Source organism: Gordonia mangrovi (assembly GCF_024734075.1).
GTDB classification, from domain to species: Bacteria; Actinomycetota; Actinomycetes; order Mycobacteriales; family Mycobacteriaceae; genus Gordonia; species Gordonia mangrovi.
Map to the genome: position 1 here is coordinate 4,626,282 of NZ_CP102850.1, position 21,724 is coordinate 4,648,005.

A 21,724-nucleotide genomic window follows, 5' to 3' on the forward strand; every position below is an offset into this window, starting at 1 on the left:
GCCCTTCCCATGTTCTGTACTGACCATTCCACAATAGGGATAGACTCGTCGTCGGACAACCGAGGCGGTCACCGACAGGTGGGAGGTCGAGATGGGCAGAGCGCCGGGATACGACGCCGACGAGGTCATCGAGACTGCGCGGGATCTGTTCTGGACGAGGGGCTTCGACGATGTGTCGGTCAGCGACGTGGAAAAGGCCACCGGCCTGTCGAGATCGAGCATCTACCACGCGTTCGGCAGTATGCGCGGATTGTTCGACGCGGTCGTGCAGAACTATCTGGATGCCGTCGTCCGCCCCCGCTTGCGCGGGTTGCAGGCCGAGATCGTCGCCGATGACGCCTTGGCGGCCTATCTGCACGGGCTGGCCGATGCCATCGCGCGACGCGCGGATGCCGTCGGCGACGTCACCGGCGCGCCGACAGGATGTCTGCTGGTCGCCACCGCCGTCACCTCCCTCGGTGCCGACGGCGCGGTCCGCGAGGTGATCGCGGCCTATCACCACGAACTGCTCCAGGCGGTCACCGCGGGCCTCCGGGCCACCGGCGGCCAGGCTGCCGCCGACCTCGAGCAGCGCGCGAGGGTCGTTGCCGGTGCGGTGATCTCGGCCAATGTGCTGGCGCGCGTGAACGCCGCCGAGGCGGTGCGGTTGCTGCGCGCCACCGCGGATACGGTGGCCGTATCGGTGTGACGTCGGTCCGCCCGTGTGTACTCGGTCGGGCCGATGATGACATGCTGCAGGTCGACACTTGTCGCGCCGACACTCGGCGTCCGATCGGGAAGGTGGACGATGACGGTTTCGTACCAGGGGCAGGACTACTCGTTGGTCATGTTCGACCTCGACGACACCCTGGCCCCGTCCAAGAGTCCGTTACCCGATCAGATGGCGGCGGTGCTGGCCCGCATGCTCGACGACACCATGGGCTGCGTAATCTCCGGCGGTCGTTTCACCCAATTCGAGAAGCAGGTGATCGCCCGTCTGGGGGACTTCCGCGGCGCGGCCAACCTGCACCTGATGCCCACGTGCGGAACGCAGTACGTGCGGTGGTCGGGCACCGAATGGGAGACGGTGTACGCCGAATTCCTCAGCGACGACGAGAAGAAGCGCACGCTCGACGTCCTCGAAACCGGGGCCAGGGAACTCGGGCTGTGGGAGACGCAGACGTGGGGCCCGATCCTGGAGGACCGGGGCAGCCAGATCACCTTCAGCGCATTGGGGCAGACGGCGCCGGTCGACGCCAAGTCCGCCTGGGATCCCGACGGGGCGAAGAAGGAAGCCCTGCGCGCCTACGCCGCCGAGCGACTCCCGGATCTGGAGGTCCGCAGTGGCGGGTCGACATCGGTCGACGTGACCAAGAAGGGCATCGACAAGGCCTACGGTGCCCGCAAACTCATGGACATCCTGAACCTGGATATCGGCGACATCCTCTTCTTCGGCGACCGGCTCGACGAGGGCGGCAACGACCGTCCGGTGCAGGACCTCGGCATCACATCGATCGCCGTGGACGGCTGGGAGGACACCCACGCCAAACTGTCGGCGATCGTCGGCTGAACGGCCGCGTCAGTCTGTCGGCTGTGACACCGCCTGCACCCGCTGGGAACCCGCGGCCACCCGGAACGACCGCGCGTGATACCGGCCGGTGCGCGGATCGGTCTTCTCGTTGACGAAATACCAGTCCATCTGGGCCGCCGACGGCGTGACCGTGAGCACCGCATATCCATGCGCGTCGAAGTCGTTCCAGCGCACATGTCGATTCGCGGTCATGATCGCCGCGGGCACCGCGTTGCCGACGGTGTGTTCGGGCACCTCGAGGATGTCGTCGACATTCGACGACGTCACCGACGGCACCACCAGTTCGGTGGCGACGGTGCCGGCGGCGGGATAGCGGGCCGGGTCGACCGGGATGTCGCAGGCCCACGACGAGTGGATGTCTCCGGTGATGAACACCACGTTGTCGACATCGTTGCGTCGGATCGCCTCGAGCAGTCGGCTCCGGTCGGCGGTGTAACCGTCCCACTGATCGGCGTTGTAGGGCACGCCCTGCCGCGGCAGCCCGAGTACCTCGGTGAGAGCCGCGGCATTGCGTTCGTCGAGCGGCGGCACCAGGACGGGCGAGATCATCACCGGGTTGCCGACGATGCGCCATCGCGTCGTCGACGATGTCAGACTGTCTGTCAGCCAATTCATCTGGGCAGTACCCGTGATGCTGCGGGCCGGGTCGTCGACGCCGCGAGACGTGGGGGAGACCTGTTGATCGCGGTAGGTGCGCAGGTCCAGCATCGACAGCTCCAGCAACCGGCCGAAGCCGAGCCGGCGGTAGAGGTGGCGGCCGGTGCGGCCGGCCGCCGGCCGCACCGGCATCCACTCGTAGTAGGCCTTCTCGGAGGCCGCCTTACGCGCCGCCCAGGGGCCCTCGCTCGCGTCATGGTTCTCCGCGCCACCCTTCCACGAGTCGTTCGCGGACTCGTGGTCGTCCCAGGTGCAGATCCACGGCAGCGTGCGATGCAACTCGGCGAGGTCGGGGTCGGTCTTGTACTGCGCGTGCCGCATCCGGTAGTCGCGCAGGGTGATCGTCTCGTTGGTAGGGGAGACGGGCCGCACGACGCCGGATTTGCCGGTGTATCCGCCGCTCTCGTACTCGTAGAAGTAGTCGCCGAGATGCACGATGGCGGTGAGGTCGCGATGCGCCCGCAGATGGCGGTAGGCTCCGAAATAGCCTGCCTCCCAATTGGAACACGACACGACACCGAAGCGCACGCGGCTCACGTCGGCGTTGGGGGCGGGAGCGGTGCGCGTGTATCCGACGGGGGAGACCGTGCCCACCGCCGGGCCGGAGGTCACCCGGAACCGGTACGCATATCGGGTGTTCGCGCCCAGACCGGTGACATCGACCTTCACGGTGTGATCCGTGCCGGCCGAGGTGGTCACGGCACCGGAGGCGACGATCGCGGCGAACGAACCGTCGCGGGCGACCTCCCACGTGACCCCGGTGGCCGGGCCGAGACCCGAGCCCGGGCGGGCCGAGGGGGTCGGCGTCACCCTGGTCCACAGGATCACCCCGTCGGGCAGCGGGTCGCCGGAGGCCACGCCGTGGGCGAAGACGGACGTACCCACCGGAACCGCAGATGCCGTACCGGCCACAACGGGTAGCGCGGCGGCTCCGGTGACCACGGCACCGGTCCGGAGGAACGTGCGGCGTGAGGTACTCGCCCGGTCGACATTCGGACCGGATGGTTGATCGGACATCATCCCCCAATTCGGGCGCACGGGGTCCTGGCGATCAGCCAGGTGCCGGGCGCGGTTACATCGCCGAACATCATGCGCCATCACGCTCGGCGGAAGCGAGCGATCGGGAGAACCGGTCATGTGACCTGCTGGGCGTTTTGCCGCATGGTCGCCGAACGTTCACCTGACCGTTCGGCGGAGTGTGGCGCGGTGAACAGCGTATTCGGTGTGCCGACCTGGACCCGGTAGCGGCCTGTGCTGCCCGACGCCCGATACTGGGGGACAATCGACGACCCGTCCACGAGGAGGCCGGGTCGTGCCGACGTGGTGAGGAGAAGACGTGTCCGAGCTGGTACCGCTCCGGGTGCAGTTGGTGGCCGCGACCGAGTTCACCCCTCCGCCGGATGTCGACTGGAGCACCGACGCCGACGGTGGTGAGGCGCTGGTCGAGTTCTCCGGACGTGCCTGCTACGAGAGCTGGGACAAACCGAATCCCCGGACCGCCACGAACGCCGGCTATCTGCGGCACATCCTCGAGGTGGGGCACACCTCGCTGCTCGAGCACGCGTCGGTGACCTTTTACATCACCGGGATCTCGCGCTCATGCACCCATGAACTGATCCGGCACCGACATTTCTCCTACTCGCAGTTGTCGCAGCGGTTCGTGCCCGAACGTGACGCCAACGTCGTCGCCCCGCCCGCGATACGAGGGGATGCGGAACTGGAGGCCCTGTTCACCGAGGCCACCGACGCCTCGCGAAAGGCCTACAGCGAGCTGCTCGACGCCTTGGAAGCCAAGTTCGCCGACGTGCCCAACGCGATCCTGCGCCGCAAACAGGCGCGACAGGCGGCGCGATCGGTGCTGCCGAATGCCACCGAGACCAGGATTGTGGTGACCGGCAACTATCGGGCCTGGCGGCACTTCGTCGGGATGCGGGCCACCGAACACGCCGATGTCGAGATCCGGCAACTCGCCGTCGAATGCCTGCGCCACCTGATGCAGGTCGCGCCGACGGTCTTCGGTGACTTCGAGATCAGCACCCTGTCGGATGGCACCGAGGTAGCCACCTCGCCCTTCGTGCTCGAGGGCTGACCGACTCGGGTGAATGGTGTCGGTCTCACCCGCCGCTCAGCCGTGCTGTCCGGTTTGGCGCAGCGCCCGACGTCGCGAATGAAATCGGTACACGCCGCATGACGCGGCGGTGTCGATGGCGGCGGCATGTCTGGCCACACTCGCTGCTGCGGTGATTCCCGCGCCCGGCAATGCGGCTCCGGCCGTCCCGGTGGCACATCAGGCAACCGAGATGCCACCGTGTCCCCAACAGCTGCTGAGTATGAATCCGGACGACGGGAGTTTTCAGGCATACGCCCGGCAGCTGGTGTCGCAGGGCAACGGATTGACCCGGGGCCCGGATGGAAGCATCTACGCCTCCAACGATCTGGCGGCATCCCTCGACAAGATCCTGCCGAACGGCCACGTCATCAAGGGGTTCTACCAGGGTGGCGGTACCAACGGCGGCACGGTCAGCAAAGACGGGAAGACGCTGTACGTCACCGAGACCTTCACTCTCGACGCCAAGGTGCTCGCCATCGACACGACGACCGGGGAACCTGTATGTGGCCGCGTGGGGCGCGGGTCAGGTGTGGCGGATCTCGGCCGACGGCGAGTCGTCGTGCGTGCTGATGGCCGGTGAACTGCTTCCGGCGGGGCTCGTCGTCGGAAAGAAGGGCACCCGGTTCGCGCCGAACAGTCCGTTCGTGCTGACCCATGGCGGCCGCATACTGGAGATCCCGAACGCGGTCCCGACGCCGCGCTCGGCGACCTGAGCCGCGCCGCGACGGGGTGTCCGGCCCGTGGGTGCCGACGGTGCGACCTGACCACTTGGTACCTGCGGGCCGACCCGCTGCGACACAGTGCGCCCACACGCAGATGCGCACTGCGGAGAAGGTAGCCTTGAGCACCATGAACGCAGGCGCAGACCAGCCGCAGGACCACCCGTTCGGGACCATCGCCGTCGCGATGGTGACCCCGTTCACCCCCGATGGTGCGCTGGATCTGGACAAGGCCGCCGAGCTCGCCGACCACCTCGTGTCCAAGGGCTGTGACGGCCTGATCGTCTCGGGCACCACCGGCGAGTCGCCCACCACCACCGTGCCGGAGAAGCTCGACCTGCTGCGTGTCGTGCTCGACGCGGTCGGCGACCGTGCGCGCATCACCCAGGGTGCCGGTAGCTACGACACCGCCGAGAGCGTGCGTTTCTCGACCGAGGCGGAGAAGATCGGCGCACACGGACTTCTCGTCGTCACGCCGTACTACTCGAAACCGCCCCAGGCCGGGCTGTTGGCGCACTTCCGCACCATCGCCGACTGCACGGATCTGCCGGTGCTGCTCTACGACATCCCGCCTCGCTCGGTGGTCCCCATCGCCAACGAGACGATGCTCGCTCTCGCCGAGCACCCACGCATCAAGGGGGTCAAGGACGCCAAGGGCGACCTGCACTCCGCCGCCGGCATCATCGCCTCCACCGATCTCGAGTACCTGTCCGGTGAGGACGCGCTCAACCTGCCGTGGCTGTCGGTCGGCGCGACCGGCTTCGTCAGTGTCATCGGGCACCTGGTCGCGGATCGGTTGCGCGAGATGCAGATCGCCTTCGACAAGGGCGACGTCCGCACCGCCCGGGAGATCAACACGTCGATGCTGCCGCTGGTGAATGCGATGGGACGCCTCGGCGGCGTCACGATGGTCAAGGCGTCGCTGCGCATCCTGGGACTCGATGTGGGCCACCCGCGCCTCCCGCAGGTGCCGGCCGACGGTCCGCAGATCGAGGCGCTGATCGCGGATCTGCGCGCGGCGGGTGTACTGGACCGATGACCGAACCGACCCGTCGTCGCCGATCCGCACGTCGCCAGGCCGGGCCCCCGGCCCCGCCCGCTGATCCGCCGGCCCCCACCGCCGAGCCGACGAACTCAGAGCCCACGAACTCAGAGCCCACGAACTCAGAGCCCACGAACTCAGAGCCCACGAGCCGACAGTCCAAGAGCTCGAAGTCCAAGAGTCCAGAGCCGAAACACGCTGCCGCGCAGGCGGAACGGCCACAATCCGACGGCTTGCGGTCCGGCGGAGGTCGACACGAGCGTCGGGATCGCCGCGGAGACAACCGAAATCGCGGCCAGCAGAAGCAACAACCGGCCGTGGTGCCCGCCGTGGACCGGTTGGGCACTCCGCCGCGCGCGCCCCGCAACGGACTGCGGATCGTCGCGCTCGGCGGGATCGGCGAGATCGGTCGCAACATGACCGTATTCGAATACGGCGGCCGACTGCTGATCGTCGACTGCGGTGTCCTGTTTCCCGAAGACGCCCAGCCCGGGGTCGACCTGATCCTGCCGGACTTCACCTACATCGAGGACCGGATGGATGACGTGGACGCGATCATCCTCACCCACGGCCACGAGGATCACATCGGCGCCGTGCCGTTCCTGCTGCGTCTGCGCAGCGACATCCCCGTCATCGGCTCCACGTTCACCCTGGCCCTGGTCGAGGCCAAGTGTCGTGAGCACCGGCTGCGCCCGAAACTCGTGCGGGTCACCGAGGGCGAGCGCACCACCCACGGCCCGTTCGAGTGTGAGTACTTCGCGGTCAACCACTCCATCCCGGATGCGATCGCGGTCGCGATCCGCACCGGCGCCGGGGTGGCGCTGCACACCGGCGACATCAAACTCGACCAGCTCCCGCTCGACGGTCGGCTCACCGACCTCGCCGGGTTCAGCCGGCTCGGTGACGAAGGTGTCGACCTGTTCCTCGTCGATTCGACCAACGCCGAGGTGCCGGGATTCGTCACCCCGGAACGCGAGATCGGCGGGGTCCTCGACCAGGTGATCGGCCGGGCCAGGCAGCGGGTGATCGTCGCGTCGTTCGCCAGCCATGTGCACCGCATCCAGCAGATCGTCGACGTCGCGCACGCACACAACCGGCGCATCTGCTTTGTCGGGCGGTCGATGGTGCGCAACATGCAGATCGCCCAGGATCTCGGCTACCTGTCGGTGCCCGACGGCGTCCTGGTGGACCTCGACACCGCGGCCACGCTGCCCGATCACCGGCTGGTGTTGATCTCGACGGGCTCGCAGGGGGAACCGCTGTCCGCGCTGTCGCGGATGGCCCGGGGTGAGCACCGGCAGATCAACATCCGCGCCGACGACCTGGTGGTGCTGGCGTCCTCGCTGATCCCGGGCAACGAGAACTCGGTGTTCGCCGTGGTCAACGGGCTCGCCAAGCGTGGCGCCACCGTCATCACCCAACAGAGCGCCAAGGTGCACGTCTCGGGTCACGCGTCGGCAGGGGAACTGTTGTACCTGTACAACGCGGTTCGGCCGTCCAACGTGATGCCGGTGCACGGTGAATGGCGACACCTGCGGGCCAATTCGGCGCTGGCCGTGGCCACCGGTGTGGCCGAGGACCGAGTGGTTCTCGCCGAGGACGGTGTGGTGGTCGACCTGGTCGACGGCCGTGCATCGATCACCGGGCGCATCCCGGTCGGGCACGTGTACGTCGACGGATTGTCGGTCGGCGACGTCGGCGAGTCGACCCTGTCGGAGCGTCTGGTGCTGGGCGAAGGCGGGTTCATCTCGATCACCATCGCGATCGATGCCGCCAGTGGCCGGGCGGTCTCCGCCCCGGAGGTCTCCGGACGCGGCTTCTCCGACGACCCGGACGCCTTGAAGGCGGCCGCCGATCTCGTCGACCAGGCCCTCGACGCGCTCGCCGCGGAGGGCATCACCGATGCCCACCGGATCGCGCAAACCATCCGGCGCGCCGTCGGGCGGTGGGTTGCCGAGACCTATCGTCGACGGCCGATGATCGTGCCGACCGTGCTCGCCGTCGGTTCCTGAGCGTCCTCGGCGGTGTCGAGCGTTCGTTAGGGTGAACGGGTGACCTTCGCACAAGACGAACGCGCTGCCCTGGTCGATACGCTCCGGTCCGTCGGACCCGAGGCGCCCACGCTCTGCGCCGGATGGACGGCCAAAGATCTGCTGGCCCATCTGGTCGTGCGGGAGCGACGCCCGGACACCGCACCCGGCATCATGATCCCGGCCTTCGCCGGGCACACCGAGAAGGTGCGCGCCGGCGCGGCCGCAGGCTCCTGGGACACCATGCTCGAGCAGTTGGCCGGCGGGCCGCCGCTGTATTCGCCGCTCAAGGTGGTCGACCGATGGGCCAACCTCGCCGAGATGTTCGTCCACCACGAGGACGTCCTGCGTGGCGCCGCCCGGCCCGATCAGACCTGGACACCGCGTGAACTGTCTGCCGAACTCCAGGAGGCGCTGATCGCGCCGGCCAAATCCATGAGCAAGATGACGCTGAAGGGCTCGCCGGCCCGGGTCACGCTGCGGACCCGCGACGCCCGCGACCTGGTGACCGTCGGTACCGGGCCGGAGGTGATCGTCATCGGTCATCCGGGCGAGTTGCTGCTGTTCGCCTTCGGTCGTGCGCCCGTCGACGTCGTGTTCGACGGCGACGACCAGGCGGTTGCGGCGGTCCGTGCGGCCAAGCGGGGCCTCTGATCCCGACCGTCGACCCGGTCGGTTACGAATCCGACACGTGATCGCGTTACCAGTGTTGCCCATGTGACTGGCGGGGTGTCCGGCGACTAGTCTGTCGGCATGGCTTCGAAAGCAACCGCCGGTGCCCAGAAGAAGGGCGCAGCGAAGACGGGTGCGACCAAGGCGAGGTCGACCACGACGCGGGCCCGCGCGACCGCTGGAACTGCGAAGACAGGGGCACGGTCCGGCAGCTCCCGCCGCTCCTCGGGCACACGACCGGCCGGGACGTCGAAGCGCGGCGCAGCGTCGTCGCGTCAGGCCGACGCGTCGGCCGACATCCATCGGCGGTCGGTCGCGGCGAGCGGTGCGTCGGTGGTCGGCCGAGGCCTCGGAGCGGGATGGTCGTTGATGGCGCGCGGTGTCGGCAGCATCGCTCGCGCCGGTGGGGGCTCGCCATCGGGATCGCGCACCGACAGCGATTCCCCGGTCGACGACGATGTGCTCGACGGGTTGGCGGATTCCGACGACGAGATCGTCGACGACGGATTCGACCTCGACGGCCCGATCGTCGACGAGAACTCCGGCAGGCGCTCACCGGCGCGACGACGGCCGGTGCAGGGGACGGCGCGCGACCTCAGCGGGCACACCCACCGGCGCGACGGGGCCGCCCTCGCGGTGCTCGCGGGCGGGTTGCTCGTCGGTGCCAGCGTCTGGTTCGGCGCGGCCGGCCCGGTCGGGGCGTTCATCGAAGCATTGATCCGCGCCATCGTCGGTGGGGTGTCGGTCGTGGTGCCCTTGGCCCTGGTCGCTCTATCGGTCATGCTGATGAGGCGTCCACCGAATCCGCAGCAACGCGCGCGCTACCTGGGGGCCGGCTTGCTGATCGTGCTCCCGATACTCGGGCTCATCCATCTGGTCGCCGGCGCTCCCGAGGATCTGCCGGGTCGCTCGGCGGCCGGTGGCTTCCTGGGGTTCGCGGTGGGCACGCCGCTGACCAACGGTGTCACCGCGTGGATCTCGGTTCCGATCCTGGTGCTGTGCGTGTCGTTCGGGCTCCTGATCCTCAGCGGCAAGACCGTGCGCGAGGTCGCCGACGGGGTGGTCGGATATCTGGGACTGGGCGGCCAGCACACATTCGACGACCCTGCCCGCTACGACGATGTCGCTCCGTGGGACGACCTCGACGACGAGGGGTTCGACGCTCCGGCGGATCGTGACGACGACCGCGGGGACAGCCGGGATGGGGAGGTGACCGAGGTCCTCGACACCCGAGCGAGGTACTCCGCCGATCCCTACGACAACTATCCGCCCGATGCAGATCCGGCGCCGCGCAGTCGCCGGCGTCGGCGCCCGGCGGATCCCGACGTCGACGCCGCCGACTTCGCCGCGGCCACGACGGTTCCGTTCGACGACGAGGTCACCGAACAGATCGGCCGCCCGGACGAACCGGCGTCCGCGCCGGCCGGCGTCGGCAGCCGCGCTCGGGCGCAGGCCGATCGCGCCACCCCGAAGCCCACGCCGAGCGCCCCGACGCCTACCGAAGCCGACTCCGACGATCTGCCGGGCGCCGGCCTGGTCGAGCGGGTGCTCGACGGTGAATATCACCTACCCCCCTCGTCGTTGCTCATCGACGGCGATCCCCCGAAACAGGGCGGCCGGTCCAACGACGACATGATCGACCGCATCGGAGGTGTGCTCGAACAGTTCAAGATCAATGCCGCCGTCACCGGGTACACCCGCGGTCCGACGGTCACCCGGTACGAGGTCGAGCTCGGGCCGGGCGTCAAGGTCGAGAAGATCACCGCGCTGCAGCGCAACATCGCCTACGCCGTCGCCACCGACAACGTCCGGCTGCTGGCCCCGATCCCGGGCAAATCCGCGGTCGGTATCGAGGTGCCCAACACCGACCGAGAGATGGTGCGACTGGCCGATGTGCTCAAGGCGCCGAAGACCCGTAAGGACACCCATCCGTTGGTGATCGGCCTCGGCAAGGACATCGAGGGTGAGTTCGTCAGCGCGAATCTGGCGAAGATGCCCCACCTGCTGGTCGCCGGTTCCACCGGTTCGGGTAAGTCGAGCTTCGTCAACTCGATGCTGGTGTCGCTGCTGACCCGCGCCACCCCAGAAGACGTGCGGATGATCCTGATCGATCCCAAGATGGTGGAACTGACACCCTACGAGGGGATTCCGCATCTGATCACGCCGATCATCACGCAGCCGAAGAAGGCAGCCGCTGCGCTGGCGTGGCTGGTGGAGGAGATGGAGCAGCGCTATCAGGACATGAAGGCGTCCCGTGTGCGCCACATCGACGACTTCAACGCCAAGGTGCGGTCCGGCGAGATCACCACCCCGCTGGGCAGCGAACGCGTCTACAAGCCGTATCCCTACATCATGGCCATCGTCGACGAACTCGCCGACCTGATGATGACCGCCCCGCGCGACGTCGAGGACGCGATCGTCCGGATCACGCAGAAGGCGCGCGCCGCAGGCATCCATCTGGTGCTGGCCACCCAGCGCCCGTCGGTCGACGTCGTCACCGGGCTGATCAAGACCAACGTGCCATCGCGGCTGGCCTTCGCGACCTCGTCGCTCACCGACTCGCGCGTCATCCTCGACCAGCCGGGTGCGGAGAAACTCATCGGCATGGGCGACGGGCTGTTCTTGCCCATGGGTGCCAACAAGCCGATCCGTATGCAGGGCGCGTTCATCACCGACGAAGAAATCCAGGCGGTCGTCGACTACACCCGCGAGCAGAGCGAACCCGACTACACCGAGGGCGTGACCACGGCGAAGGCCGGCGACAAGAAGGAGATCGACGGCGACATCGGCAACGACCTCGACGACCTCCTGCAGGCCATCGAGTTGGTGGTGTCGAGCCAGTTCGGCTCCACCTCGATGCTGCAACGCAAACTGCGCGTGGGATTCGCCAAGGCGGGACGGTTGATGGACCTGATGGAGACCCGCGGCGTCGTCGGACCCAGCGAGGGCTCCAAGGCGCGCGAGGTGCTGGTCAAGCCGGAGGACCTCGCCGGGGTGATCACCTCGATCACCGGCGGTGCGGAGGCGGGTGACGAGGGCTGAGCGTCCGGTCGAGGAACCCTCACCCGAGCCCGTGCTCGGCAAGCCACGTGGCGGCCCGTCGTGCCGATGCACGGCTCAGCCAGGCGTCCTGGATGACCTCGACGAGTTCGTCGCGGGTGAGTTCGGCCACCCGTGAGATACGTAGCAGCACCGACAGGTGTCCGTCGAAGTGACCGGTGGTGAAGAACGGTGACCGCTCGTCCTGCACCAGGGCGAGCTTGTCGGCCTCCGAAGGAACCCAGATGACCACCACGTCGTCGTAGCGTTGCCCGGTGTCGGGATCGACAGCGTCCGGACGTGGCGTGCGGAAGAACACGAACGACTTGCCGCCGACCTGGTAGACCGGTCGGTCCGGATGTGTGCCGACGTCGGACACGTGCGGCATCCCACGGGCCGTCGAATGGATGTCCTCCACTGTCGCCGCGCGGTTCGGGAGCGGCATGGGTGCAACCGTACGCTCCGGTGTACTAGGCTGGGCGACGATCGAAGAGGGGAGTATCCCCGACCTCGCGACGTTTCCGTCAATACGGCCGAGTCCGGTGCACGATGCCGATCATCGTCATCCGGCCCGTCCCGGATTCGTCGGTCGGTGCCGGAGATGACCGTCGACAGGGCGGTGACCGGTAGCGGCGGGAGAGACCTCTGGCATCGCAACCGTAGTGCTGCGCGCTGGAGGAGATCGCTCGCATGGATGTTTCGTCAACCGTCTGGATCGTCACCTGTGTGGTGATCGCCGGGCTGTTCGTCTTCGACTTCTTCGCCCACGTCCGGGTACCCCACGCACCGTCGTTGAAGGAATCCGGTTCCTGGTCGGCGGTCTACATCGGCATCGCCATCCTGTTCGGCTTCTTCGTGTGGTGGCAATGGGGTGCCACCTACGGGGGTGAGTACTTCGCCGGCTATGTCACCGAGAAGGCACTGTCGGTCGACAACCTGTTCGTGTTCGTGATCATCATGTCGAAGTTCGCGGTGCCCAAGGAGTATCAGCAGAAGGTGCTGCTGCTCGGCATCGTGATGGCTCTGGTCCTGCGCGGTCTGTTCATCGCGGTGGGTGCCGCTGCGATCAACGCCTACGCATGGGTCTTCTATCTGTTCGGCGCGTTCCTGATCTACACCGCGATCAAGCTGGTCCGGGAGAGCGACGACCCGGTCGACCACGAGGAGCAGCGGGAAACGCGCCTGGAGCGCTTCGTCAAGCGCCGGCTGCGCACCACCGACGACTACGACCGCGACAAGTTGTTCACGCGCGTCAACGGCAAGCGGATGGCCACCCCGATGCTGATGGTGCTCATCGTCATCGGGTTCACCGACATCCTGTTCGCCCTGGATTCCATTCCCGCGATCTACGGCCTGACCCAGGAGCCCTACCTGGTGTTCACCGCGAACGCCTTCGCGCTCATGGGTCTTCGCCAGCTCTACTTCCTGCTCGGCGGGCTTCTCGACCGGCTGGTCTACCTGTCCTACGGGCTGTCGTTCATCCTGGCGTTCATCGGCGTGAAGCTGGTGCTGCACGCCCTGCACGAGAACACGCTGCCCTTCATCAACGGTGGTGAGCACGTCTCGGTGCCCGAGGTCTCCACTCCGGTATCGCTCGGCGTCATCGTGCTGACGTTGGTCATCACCACCGTCGCGAGCCTGATGAGTTCGAAGAACCGGACCCAGTCGGAATCCTCGGGGACCTGAGCGGACGGCTCACGCGCCGAACGGCCCGTACACCTGGGTCCACTCGACCACTCGCACGCCGTCCACCGCCTGATGGGCGTTGAACGGGTCGTTGGCCAGGAACGCCTCGGCGGCATCGAGTGAGTCGGCGCGGATGAGGATCAGTGCGCCGGTGCTGTCTGGATAAGGGCCACTGGTGAGCACGTTTCCGGCGCGGAACTCCTCGCCGAGCCACTCACGGTGCCGTGAACGGTATTCGTCGCGCACGGCGGCCTTGGCCGGTGTGTAGGTGTAGTGCACGGCGAAGATGGTCATCGTCGACTCCTGTCGGGATCAGTTCGGTCGGGTCAGTTCGGTCGGGTCAGTTGGGTCGGGTCAGTACAAGGTGGCGAGCATGCGTGTGTTGCCGAGCGTGTTGGGTTTCACGTAGCTCAGATCGAGGAACTCGGCGACGCCGGTGTCGTAAGAGCGGCACATCTCCTCGAACACCTCGCGGGTGACCGGCGTCCCCTCGATCTCGGCGAATCCGTGACGGGCGAAGAACGACGTCTCGAAGGTGAGCACGAACACCCGCGACAATTGCAGTTCGCGCGCGGCATCCATCAACCGGCCGACCAGTCGGTGGCCGATGCCCTGGCCGCCGTATCCGCTGTCGACGGCCACGGTGCGCACCTCGCCGAGGTCGGCCCACAGCACATGCAATGCGCCGCAGCCGACCACCACGCCGTCGATGTCGGCGACCCAGAACTCCTGGACCGATTCGTAGAGGGTGACCAGATTCTTCTCGAGCAGGATCCGGCCGGCGTACTGATCGATGAGTTCCTTGATCCGTGGGACGTCGGAGGTGCGTGCCCGCCGGATCACCGGCGTCCGGTCGCCACCGTCTCGGCCCGATTCCGGGCCGCCCGCACTCATTTCCGGCAATGTGGGGTCCGCGGGCGACGACGCCGGCTCGGGGGCGACAGGAGGCATGGCATCACAGAGTAGTCGCGAACGTGACCCGGGCGCACGGACCCGCGACGTGGGCCAGATAGGCTGTGACCGTGCGGGAGCAGTATCGCCGGGTCAGCGTGCGGCCACAACAGTCGCATGCACGACGGATCCGGGCATCATGACCGACCGCGTGCGTCGTGCGGTGGAGGAGAGCGGCGGTCTCGCGAACGCGGGCCGGGGTCCCGATCACATCACCGACCCGGTCGACCCGGTTCCCGTCGTCAACATCGCCAACGCGCTCACCGTGGTCCGGATCATTCTCGTCCCGGTCTTCATCGTCGCGCTGTTCATGGCCGGCGGCCACGACACCGGGTGGCGGATCGCCGCCGCGGTGATCTTCGGCATCGCGGCGATCACCGACCGCTACGACGGCCGGTTGGCCCGCGAGCGCGGTCTGGTCACCGACTTCGGGAAGCTGGCCGACCCGATCGCGGACAAGGCGCTCATCGGTTCGGCGTTGGTCGGGCTGTCGATTCTGGGGGATCTGTCGTGGTGGGTCACCGCGGTGATCTTGACACGTGAACTCGGGGTCACCGCCCTGCGCTTCTGGGTGCTGCGCCATGGGGTCATCCCGGCCAGCCGCGGCGGAAAGCTCAAGACGCTGCTGCAGGCCGTGGCCATCGGCCTGTACCTGTTGCCGCTGGCCGGTGTATGGCACGTGGTGGCCGCGGTCATCATGGGTGTCGCCGTGGTCGTCACCGTGCTCACCGGCGGTGACTACGTATGGCAGGCGCTGGTGCTGCGCCGGCGCTCGCTGCGGCAGACCGGACCGGGCCGCGTCACCGCTGGTGATTGACATGCCCGGCGTGTTCGCCCGTGGCGCAATCGGTGGTCGCCGCGCCGGGCGGCATCGGTCCCGATCTTCGACTACTGTCGTGGCACGGACGGCGGAGAGGTCGGGAACTCGCCCAGGGGTTCGAGCGTTGACATCGAGGATGCCCGGGTGTCGTGGCCGATCCGGCGTCATGATTCTCGTGGGTCACGATTTCCCTGGGTCACGATGTCAAGGCCGACGCCACGGACGGCAAGCAGTGAGGAGGACCTCGATGGCAGTGCTACTGCGTGAGGCGCTGGGAGACAGCCTGCGCCGGGTGCGAACCGCGCAGGGCCGTACCCTGCGTGAGGTGTCCACCGATGCCCGGGTCAGCCTCGGGTACCTCTCGGAGGTCGAGCGGGGTCAGAAGGAGGCGTCGAGCGAACTGCTGGCCGCCATCTGTGACGCGCTCGATGTCGAGATCGCCGAACTCCTGCTCGACGTGGGCCATGCGATGCTGCCCGCCGATCACGAACTCGTCGGCGCCGCCGACTCGGTGACGGCAGGCGAAGTGGGTGTGCTCGACGCGAAGGTCGTCATCCACGGCCCCGCCGGGCGTGCCGAAACCGCACTCGCCGCGGCCTGAGGTCAGCTGTCGAACCGACCCGACCCGTCGCCTCGCGTCGGTCACAACGGCTAGATTGGTAACACACCGCACCGAATACCGGACTATGGAGTTGACGCAAGTATGGCGAACCCGTTCGTGAAGTTGTGGCGCTATCTGATGGCACTCGGCAACGCGAAGATCGACGAGAACGCGGATCCGAAGGTCCAGATCCAGCAGGCGATCGAGGATGCTCAACGGCAGCATCAGGCGCTGTCGCAGCAGGCGGCCTCGGTGATCGGCAACCAGCGTCAGCTGGAGATGAAGCTCAACCGGCAACTCGAGGAGATCGAGAAGCTGCAGGCCAACACACGGCAGGCGCTGACGCTGGCCGACCAGGCCACCACTGCCGGTGACACGCAGAAGGCGCAGGAGTACACCAACGCCGCCGAGGCGTTCGCGGCGCAGCTCGTCACCGCGGAGCAGAGCGTCGAGGACCTCAAAGTGCTCCACGACCAGTCGCTGCAGGCTGCCGAGCAGGCCAAGAAGGCCGTCGAGCGGAACGCGATGGTGCTGCAGCAGAAGCTGGCCGAGCGCTCCAAGCTGCTCAGCCAACTCGAGCAGGCGAAGATGCAGGAGCAGGTCAGCGCGTCGCTCAACCAGATGAGTGAACTGTCTGTGCCGGGCAACACGCCGAACCTCGATCAGGTCCGTGACAAGATCGAACGTCGCTACGCCAACGCGCTCGGGCAGGCCGACCTCGCGCGCAACTCGGTTCAGGGACGCATGCACGAGGTCGAGCAGGCCGGCGTCCAGATGGCGGGCCACGCCCGTCTCGAGCAGATCCGCGCCAGCATGTCCGGCGGTGCGCTGCCGTCCTCGGGTTCGGCCGAGGCCGCTGCGCCGGCACAGCCGACCACCCAGCCCGCCACCGAACAGCCTCCCCAGACAGGCAACTGAGCAGACAGGCAACTGAGCAGACAGGCAACTGAGCATCACGAGACCGACGGCCTCCCACCGATGTGGGAGGCCGTCGTCGCGTCGTATCGCCATCGTCGCGGGACCTGATGCAGGACACGCCTTTCCCGCGTTCGCGCTCGCCGAACGGCTGACTTCCGCGGGTATCGAGACCGTCGTGTACACCGGCGAGCAGTGGCGTGCCACCGCCGGTACCCGGGGCGTATGTGTGGCAGCACTGCCGGGACTGGCCGCAATCACCGGTGACGACGACGCCGATGCCGGCGCCAAACTGAGCCGGCGCGCCGCGCGGATTGCGGTGGGGCTGGCGCCGATCCTCGCCACCACGCGTGTCGACCTGGTCATCTCGGATGTCATCACCGTCGGTGGGGCGTGGGCTGCCGAGCTGGCGGGCATCCCGTGGATCGAACTGTCGCCGCACCCGCTGTACCTGCCGTCGGCCGGCCGGCCGCCGATCGGCGCGGGGCTCGAACCGGGTGTGGGCCGGGCGGGTCGGCTGCGCGACGCCGCCCTGCGTACGGCGACCCGACGTTCGCTGCGAGCGGGCGAGCGACAGCGGGCCCGGGCGCGATCCACGATCGGGTTGTTCGGGCTCGGGGAGCCCGTCGCGCGACTGGTCGCCACGTTGCCCGGGCTCGAGGTGTGGCGACCGGACTGGCCCGCGGACACCCATCTGATCGGGCCGTTGTTGTGGGAACCCACCGACGCGGTCTTCGACCATCCCGCGGGCGATGGGCCGCTGGTGCTCATCGCGCCGTCCACCGCCGTCACCGGGGCGGCGGACATGGTGTCGACGACGCTGGCGGCGGTGACCGGCGAGCTCGCCGACTTGTCTGTGCGCGTGGTGGTCTCGGCGCTGCAGAGCCCGGACGGGATCGAATCGTCGGCTCGGGTGGTGGTGGGTACCGGCCGGCAGGACGAGGTGCTCACCCACGCCGCCCTGGTGATCTGCGGTGGCGGGCACGGGATGCTGGCCAAGTCGTTGATGGCCTCGGTGCCGGTGGTGACCGTACCCGGCGGTGGGGACCAGTGGGAACTGGCCAATCGGGTGCAGCGCCAGGGGAGCGGCGTGCTGGTGCGTCCGTTGACCGTCGACGCGGTGGCGGCCGCGGTCCGGGAGGTGCTGACCGATCCGGGATTCGCCGCAGCGGCTTCCCAGGTGTCGGTCTCGGCGCGCGAGGTCACCGATCCGGTCCGGATCGTGCAGTGGTTGCTCGATCGGTCGGGTCACCACCTCGCGTAGGCTGTCGGCGATGCGTCTCACCGAGTTCACCGAGCTGATGACCGAGCAATTCGGTACCCAATCGGCCGATTCGATCCTGGTCGACCACGTCCTGATCGACTTCGGGGGACGGACCGGGGCGCAGGCGATCGACGACGGAATCGACCCGCGCGACGTGTGGGTGGCCATCTGCCGGGATTTCGACGTCCCGCGCCACCGCTGGTGATCCTGGGCGTGTCACGCTTGCCATCGAACACATGTTCGTTCATTCTGAAATCACAAGGAACCGCGCTCGCCTCCGGTGCGTCATAACCACGGGACACGAGCAACCCGCGAGCAGAGGAACAGTCGCCGAGCCTGTTCGGCAAACCTGTCAGACCCCGTGGCTAGCGTGCACATCACGTCGGCAACACCGCAGACCACCACCCACGGCCGGTCACCGGCCCGAGTTCGGAGGAGAATCTCATGGCACCAGCACCGCAGGATCGGGAGAAGGCGCTCGATCTGGCTCTCGCGCAGATCGACAAGAACTTCGGCAAGGGTTCGGTCATGCGACTCGGCGAGGAGACCCGTCAGCCGATCGAGGTGATCCCCACCGGCTCCATCTCGCTCGATGTGGCGCTCGGTATCGGTGGTCTGCCGCGTGGCCGGATCATCGAGGTCTACGGACCGGAGTCGTCGGGTAAGACGACCGTGGCACTGCATGCGGTCGCCAACGCCCAAGCGCAGGGCGGGATCGCGGCATTCATCGACGCCGAGCACGCGCTCGATCCCGACTACGCCGCCAAGCTCGGGGTGGACACCGACGCGCTGCTGGTGTCGCAGCCCGATACCGGTGAGCAGGCACTCGAGATCGCCGACATGCTGATCCGCTCCGGCGCGCTGGACATCCTGGTCATCGACTCCGTGGCGGCGCTGGTGCCGCGTGCGGAGATCGAGGGCGAGATGGGTGACAGTCACGTGGGTCTGCAGGCACGGCTGATGAGCCAGGCCCTTCGCAAGATGACCTCTGCGCTGAGCAACTCGAAGACCACGGCCATCTTCATCAATCAGCTGCGCGAGAAGATCGGTGTGATGTTCGGTTCGCCGGAGACCACCACCGGCGGTAAGGCGTTGAAGTTCTACTCCTCGGTCCGTCTCGACGTACGACGGATCGAGACGCTCAAGGACGGCACCGATGCGGTGGGTAACCGTACGCGGGTGAAGATCGTCAAGAACAAGGTCGCCCCACCGTTCAAGCAGGCCGAGTTCGACATCCTCTACGGCCACGGCATCAGCAAGGAGGGTTCGCTGATCGACATGGGTGTGGCCGAGGGCTTCATCCGGAAGTCCGGGTCGTGGTTCACCTATGAGGGTGATCAGCTCGGTCAGGGCAAGGAGAATGCGCGCAAGTTCTTGATCGAGAACGACGACATCCGCGACGAGATCGAGAAGAAGATCAAGGAGAAGCTGGGGATCGGCGCGGTGGTCGACGCCGACGACGTCGCCCCGGCGCCGGTGGAGTTCTGATACCCCCGACGTTCTGATATCACCGATGACTACCACCTCAGACCCCGAGGAACGAACCGGACCCAGCGCCTGGGATGCGGCACTCCGTCTCCTCGGGGTCCGAGCTCGTTCCCGACAGGAGATGATCGAGCGCCTCGCGCGCAAGGGTTTCGACCCCGACACCGTCGATGAGGTGATGGCGCGCCTCGACAAACATCACCTCATCGACGACGAGGACTTCGCCGCCGAGTGGGTTCGCTCACGGCACGCGCATTCCGCCCGCGGGCGGGTCGCGTTGCGACAGGAGTTGCGGGCCAAGGGCATCGACCCCGGCATTGTCGAGTCCACACTCGCCGACCTCGATCCCGAGGACGAGCGTGCAGTGGCCGCCGAACTGGTCGACAAGAAACTCACGCCGGGTCAGGTCGATCGGCTGCGCGCCGACCCGGGTACGCGCGACGCCGTGTTCCGCCGGCTGGCCGGCATGCTGATGCGACGTGGGTACCCCCAGTCACTGGCCATCGAGGTGGTCACCGAATCGCTGGACGCGGCGACCACCCTCGACTGATGGATTGATCAGATCCCCGCCGGGTCGGCTGGGCTACTTCTTGCCGAACGACGGCATGTTCTCGGCGGCGGCCTGGTCGGCTTCGTCGTGGTCGGCGACCTTGGTCTTGCGACGCCCACTTCGCAGTCGGGCCTCGAGATAGGTCGCGAACGACGACAGTCCGAAGTTGATCAGGATCATCACGATGGCCACCACGACGAGCGCCGGCAGGTAGTTGCCGTAGTACGACGCGGACTGGATGCCGGAACGGACCACCTCGACGTAGCCGATGGCATACCCGAGCGCGCTGTCCTTGAGTGCGATCACCATCTGCGAGATCAGGGCGGGCAGCATCGCCGTGACCGCCTGGGGCAGCAGGATCACGCGCATCATCTGGCTCTTGCTCAAGCCCAACGCCTGCGAGGCCTCGGTCTGGCCCTTGGGCAACGAGTTGATACCCGAGCGGATGATCTCGGCGATGACCGAGCCGTTGTAGAGCGTCAGACCGGTGACCACGGCTGCGAAGGCCAACTGCGACGACGGGAAGATCGCGTAGTCGGCGAACAGATAGTAGGCGAAGATCATCAGGATCAGCACCGGGATGGCGCGGAACACCTCGACGATCAGGCCGGAGATCGCGCGTACCCAGGCGTGGTCGGAGAGCCGGCCGATACCCAGAACCGCACCGAACACCAGCGCGAGAACGATCGAGACCGCGGCCGCCTTCAACGTGCCCCACAACCCGGGCAAGATGTAGGTCGTCCACGTCGTCGATGTGATGAACGGGTCCCATTTCTCGGCCGTGAGCTGATCGTTGCCGGCGAGAACCCAGAGCACGTAGGCCGCGATCGCGACCAGGATCGCGATGAACACCACCGCGATGATGGCGTTGCGGCGCCGGGCCTTCGGGCCCGGAGCGTCGTAGAGGACGGTGGCGTTGGCGCTCATCGCTTCACCGCCAGTCGCTTGGCGAGGTAACCGAACACGAATCCCTCCGTCAGCGTGATGATCATGAATCCGATCGCGATGATCGCGAACACCGCGATGATCTGGTCGGAGAACGTCTCGATCTCCTCCTTCATCAGCAGCGACGCCTCGGCGACACCGATCACCGAGGCCACCGTGGTGTTCTTGGTGAGCGCGATGAGGACGCTGCCCATCGGCCCGATGACCGACCGAATCGCCTGGGGCAACACGACGATCCCGAACACCTGGGGAAACGTGAGGCCCAGCGAACGTGCTGCCTCGGCCTGCCCGAGCGGCACCGTGTTGAAGCCCGATCGCAGGGTCTCGCATACGAATGTCGCCGTGTAGAGGATGAAGGCCAGCACGGCGAGCCAGAAGTTGTTGTTCTCGATGAAGTTCTCGTTGTCGGGCGCGAGCGCGAGACCGAGGTTCTGATAGAGCCCGATCGAACAGAACAGCACGATCAAGGTCAGCGGGGTGTTGCGCACGATGTTGACATACACATCGGCGAAGCCGCGCATCACCGGGACCGGCGACACCCGCATCGCAGCCAGCACGGTGCCCCAGATGAGCGCGCCGATGGCAGAGAAGAAGGTGAGTTTCAGGGTCACCCAGAAGGCCGGCCACAACTGTGGCCCCATATCCGCCCAGAGTTCACTCATGTCGGT

General features: G+C 67.3%; 23 protein-coding genes. 17 read left to right on the plus strand and 6 right to left on the minus strand.

Annotated features, from left to right (window positions below; translation table 11 throughout):
- The first annotated feature begins 91 nt into the window (after window positions 1-91).
- Together NWF22_RS20995 and NWF22_RS21000 are read left to right on the plus strand one after the other, a co-directional pair.
- Entirely contained in the window at window positions 92-688 is a 597-nt protein-coding gene (locus NWF22_RS20995) for a TetR/AcrR family transcriptional regulator (protein WP_160902554.1), read from the plus strand.
- Window positions 689-787: 99 nt separating this feature from the next.
- Window positions 788-1,549 (plus strand): HAD-IIB family hydrolase, encoded by a 762-nt coding sequence (locus NWF22_RS21000; protein ID WP_160902553.1) that lies wholly within the window; start codon window positions 788-790, stop codon window positions 1,547-1,549.
- Window positions 1,550-1,558: 9 nt separating this feature from the next.
- Here NWF22_RS21000 and NWF22_RS21005 read toward each other — a convergent pair whose 3' ends face one another.
- Complete coding sequence (locus NWF22_RS21005) at window positions 1,559-3,247, minus strand: alkaline phosphatase D family protein (protein WP_160902552.1); 1,689 nt, start codon at window positions 3,245-3,247, stop codon at window positions 1,559-1,561.
- 316 nt (window positions 3,248-3,563) lie between these two features.
- Between NWF22_RS21005 and thyX the strand changes: the two genes are divergently transcribed.
- The 7 genes from thyX to NWF22_RS21040 all read left to right on the plus strand — a co-directional run bounded on the left by thyX (window position 3,564) and on the right by NWF22_RS21040 (window position 11,842).
- A complete protein-coding gene (thyX, locus tag NWF22_RS21010; protein ID WP_160902551.1) occupies window positions 3,564-4,316 on the plus strand; it encodes an FAD-dependent thymidylate synthase in 753 nt (250 codons plus the stop codon).
- A 115-nt stretch (window positions 4,317-4,431) separates the two neighbouring features.
- Window positions 4,432-4,917: a YncE family protein gene (locus NWF22_RS21015; protein ID WP_160902550.1), complete on the plus strand. Its 486-nt coding sequence runs from the start codon at window positions 4,432-4,434 to the stop codon at window positions 4,915-4,917.
- Window positions 4,907-5,050: a hypothetical protein gene (locus NWF22_RS21020; protein WP_160902549.1), complete on the plus strand. Its 144-nt coding sequence runs from the start codon at window positions 4,907-4,909 to the stop codon at window positions 5,048-5,050. Before NWF22_RS21015 ends, NWF22_RS21020 begins: the two co-directional genes overlap by 11 nt.
- Before the next feature lie 136 nt (window positions 5,051-5,186).
- Window positions 5,187-6,095, plus strand: a complete 909-nt coding sequence (gene dapA / locus NWF22_RS21025) for a 4-hydroxy-tetrahydrodipicolinate synthase (RefSeq protein ID WP_160902548.1) — start codon at window positions 5,187-5,189, stop codon at window positions 6,093-6,095.
- Window positions 6,092-8,110, plus strand: a complete 2,019-nt coding sequence (locus NWF22_RS21030) for a ribonuclease J (RefSeq protein WP_160902547.1) — start codon at window positions 6,092-6,094, stop codon at window positions 8,108-8,110. The genes dapA and NWF22_RS21030 overlap by 4 nt, the downstream gene beginning before the upstream one ends.
- 39 nt (window positions 8,111-8,149) lie before the next feature.
- Window positions 8,150-8,782, plus strand: coding sequence for a TIGR03085 family metal-binding protein (locus NWF22_RS21035; RefSeq protein ID WP_160902546.1), 633 nt, complete (start codon window positions 8,150-8,152; stop codon window positions 8,780-8,782).
- A gap of 99 nt (window positions 8,783-8,881) precedes the next feature.
- Window positions 8,882-11,842, plus strand: coding sequence for an FtsK/SpoIIIE family DNA translocase (locus NWF22_RS21040; RefSeq protein ID WP_373691962.1), 2,961 nt, complete (start codon window positions 8,882-8,884; stop codon window positions 11,840-11,842).
- Window positions 11,843-11,861: 19 nt separating this feature from the next.
- On the opposite strand, the gene NWF22_RS21045 is transcribed toward NWF22_RS21040, so the two are convergent.
- Window positions 11,862-12,284, minus strand: coding sequence for an MmcQ/YjbR family DNA-binding protein (locus NWF22_RS21045; RefSeq protein WP_160902545.1), 423 nt, complete (start codon window positions 12,282-12,284; stop codon window positions 11,862-11,864).
- Window positions 12,285-12,529: 245 nt separating this feature from the next.
- Between NWF22_RS21045 and NWF22_RS21050 the strand changes: the two genes are divergently transcribed.
- On the plus strand, window positions 12,530-13,525 hold the full coding sequence (locus NWF22_RS21050; protein WP_160902544.1) for a TerC family protein: 996 nt from the start codon (window positions 12,530-12,532) through the stop codon (window positions 13,523-13,525).
- Window positions 13,526-13,534: 9 nt separating this feature from the next.
- On the opposite strand, the gene NWF22_RS21055 is transcribed toward NWF22_RS21050, so the two are convergent.
- Together NWF22_RS21055 and NWF22_RS21060 are read right to left on the minus strand one after the other, a co-directional pair.
- Window positions 13,535-13,819, minus strand: a complete 285-nt coding sequence (locus NWF22_RS21055) for a YciI family protein (protein ID WP_160902543.1) — start codon at window positions 13,817-13,819, stop codon at window positions 13,535-13,537.
- Window positions 13,820-13,879: 60 nt separating this feature from the next.
- Window positions 13,880-14,419, minus strand: coding sequence for an amino-acid N-acetyltransferase (locus NWF22_RS21060; protein ID WP_160902817.1), 540 nt, complete (start codon window positions 14,417-14,419; stop codon window positions 13,880-13,882).
- Window positions 14,420-14,615: 196 nt separating this feature from the next.
- Here NWF22_RS21060 and pgsA point away from each other — a divergent pair, with 196 nt between their 5' ends.
- The 7 genes from pgsA to NWF22_RS21095 all read left to right on the plus strand — a co-directional run bounded on the left by pgsA (window position 14,616) and on the right by NWF22_RS21095 (window position 20,111).
- Window positions 14,616-15,293 carry a CDP-diacylglycerol--glycerol-3-phosphate 3-phosphatidyltransferase gene (pgsA, locus tag NWF22_RS21065; RefSeq protein WP_160902542.1) on the plus strand — a complete coding sequence of 226 codons (678 nt, stop codon included), beginning with the start codon at window positions 14,616-14,618 and terminating at the stop codon, window positions 15,291-15,293.
- A 250-nt stretch (window positions 15,294-15,543) separates the two neighbouring features.
- Entirely contained in the window at window positions 15,544-15,897 is a 354-nt protein-coding gene (locus tag NWF22_RS21070; RefSeq protein WP_160902541.1) for a helix-turn-helix domain-containing protein, read from the plus strand.
- A 102-nt stretch (window positions 15,898-15,999) separates the two neighbouring features.
- Window positions 16,000-16,815: a PspA/IM30 family protein gene (locus NWF22_RS21075; RefSeq protein WP_160902540.1), complete on the plus strand. Its 816-nt coding sequence runs from the start codon at window positions 16,000-16,002 to the stop codon at window positions 16,813-16,815.
- Window positions 16,816-16,849: 34 nt separating this feature from the next.
- Window positions 16,850-18,076: a glycosyltransferase gene (locus NWF22_RS21080; protein ID WP_373692023.1), complete on the plus strand. Its 1,227-nt coding sequence runs from the start codon at window positions 16,850-16,852 to the stop codon at window positions 18,074-18,076.
- 10 nt (window positions 18,077-18,086) lie between these two features.
- On the plus strand, window positions 18,087-18,281 hold the full coding sequence (locus NWF22_RS21085) for a DUF3046 domain-containing protein (protein ID WP_160902539.1): 195 nt from the start codon (window positions 18,087-18,089) through the stop codon (window positions 18,279-18,281).
- A gap of 239 nt (window positions 18,282-18,520) precedes the next feature.
- Window positions 18,521-19,564 (plus strand): recombinase RecA, encoded by a 1,044-nt coding sequence (gene recA / locus NWF22_RS21090; RefSeq protein ID WP_160902538.1) that lies wholly within the window; start codon window positions 18,521-18,523, stop codon window positions 19,562-19,564.
- A 25-nt stretch (window positions 19,565-19,589) separates the two neighbouring features.
- A complete protein-coding gene (locus NWF22_RS21095) occupies window positions 19,590-20,111 on the plus strand; it encodes a regulatory protein RecX (protein WP_160902537.1) in 522 nt (173 codons plus the stop codon).
- A gap of 33 nt (window positions 20,112-20,144) precedes the next feature.
- Here NWF22_RS21095 and NWF22_RS21100 read toward each other — a convergent pair whose 3' ends face one another.
- Window positions 20,145-21,038, minus strand: a complete 894-nt coding sequence (locus tag NWF22_RS21100; RefSeq protein ID WP_160902536.1) for an amino acid ABC transporter permease — start codon at window positions 21,036-21,038, stop codon at window positions 20,145-20,147.
- Window positions 21,035-21,718: an amino acid ABC transporter permease gene (locus NWF22_RS21105; RefSeq protein WP_160902535.1), complete on the minus strand. Its 684-nt coding sequence runs from the start codon at window positions 21,716-21,718 to the stop codon at window positions 21,035-21,037. The genes NWF22_RS21100 and NWF22_RS21105 overlap by 4 nt, the downstream gene beginning before the upstream one ends.
- Window positions 21,719-21,724: the final 6 nt, after the last annotated feature.

What these genes read in the sequence shown, in the direction of transcription:
- NWF22_RS20995 (WP_160902554.1), top strand. Translation starts at nt 92, where the DNA reads ATGGGCAGAGCGCCGGGATACGACGCCGACGAGGTCATCGAGACTGCG.
- NWF22_RS21000 (WP_160902553.1), top strand. Translation starts at nt 788, where the DNA reads ATGACGGTTTCGTACCAGGGGCAGGACTACTCGTTGGTCATGTTCGAC.
- NWF22_RS21005 (WP_160902552.1), bottom strand. Translation starts at nt 3,247, where the DNA reads ATGATGTCCGATCAACCATCCGGTCCGAATGTCGACCGGGCGAGTACC.
- NWF22_RS21015 (WP_160902550.1), top strand. Translation starts at nt 4,432, where the DNA reads ATGGCGGCGGCATGTCTGGCCACACTCGCTGCTGCGGTGATTCCCGCG.
- NWF22_RS21020 (WP_160902549.1), top strand. Translation starts at nt 4,907, where the DNA reads ATGGCCGGTGAACTGCTTCCGGCGGGGCTCGTCGTCGGAAAGAAGGGC.
- dapA (WP_160902548.1), top strand. Translation starts at nt 5,187, where the DNA reads ATGAACGCAGGCGCAGACCAGCCGCAGGACCACCCGTTCGGGACCATC.
- NWF22_RS21030 (WP_160902547.1), top strand. Translation starts at nt 6,092, where the DNA reads ATGACCGAACCGACCCGTCGTCGCCGATCCGCACGTCGCCAGGCCGGG.
- NWF22_RS21040 (WP_373691962.1), top strand. Translation starts at nt 8,882, where the DNA reads ATGGCTTCGAAAGCAACCGCCGGTGCCCAGAAGAAGGGCGCAGCGAAG.
- NWF22_RS21045 (WP_160902545.1), bottom strand. Translation starts at nt 12,284, where the DNA reads ATGCCGCTCCCGAACCGCGCGGCGACAGTGGAGGACATCCATTCGACG.
- NWF22_RS21050 (WP_160902544.1), top strand. Translation starts at nt 12,530, where the DNA reads ATGGATGTTTCGTCAACCGTCTGGATCGTCACCTGTGTGGTGATCGCC.
- NWF22_RS21055 (WP_160902543.1), bottom strand. Translation starts at nt 13,819, where the DNA reads ATGACCATCTTCGCCGTGCACTACACCTACACACCGGCCAAGGCCGCC.
- NWF22_RS21060 (WP_160902817.1), bottom strand. Translation starts at nt 14,419, where the DNA reads ATGAGTGCGGGCGGCCCGGAATCGGGCCGAGACGGTGGCGACCGGACG.
- pgsA (WP_160902542.1), top strand. Translation starts at nt 14,616, where the DNA reads ATGACCGACCGCGTGCGTCGTGCGGTGGAGGAGAGCGGCGGTCTCGCG.
- NWF22_RS21070 (WP_160902541.1), top strand. Translation starts at nt 15,544, where the DNA reads ATGGCAGTGCTACTGCGTGAGGCGCTGGGAGACAGCCTGCGCCGGGTG.
- NWF22_RS21075 (WP_160902540.1), top strand. Translation starts at nt 16,000, where the DNA reads ATGGCGAACCCGTTCGTGAAGTTGTGGCGCTATCTGATGGCACTCGGC.
- NWF22_RS21085 (WP_160902539.1), top strand. Translation starts at nt 18,087, where the DNA reads ATGCGTCTCACCGAGTTCACCGAGCTGATGACCGAGCAATTCGGTACC.
- recA (WP_160902538.1), top strand. Translation starts at nt 18,521, where the DNA reads ATGGCACCAGCACCGCAGGATCGGGAGAAGGCGCTCGATCTGGCTCTC.
- NWF22_RS21095 (WP_160902537.1), top strand. Translation starts at nt 19,590, where the DNA reads ATGACTACCACCTCAGACCCCGAGGAACGAACCGGACCCAGCGCCTGG.
- NWF22_RS21100 (WP_160902536.1), bottom strand. Translation starts at nt 21,038, where the DNA reads ATGAGCGCCAACGCCACCGTCCTCTACGACGCTCCGGGCCCGAAGGCC.
- NWF22_RS21105 (WP_160902535.1), bottom strand. Translation starts at nt 21,718, where the DNA reads ATGAGTGAACTCTGGGCGGATATGGGGCCACAGTTGTGGCCGGCCTTC.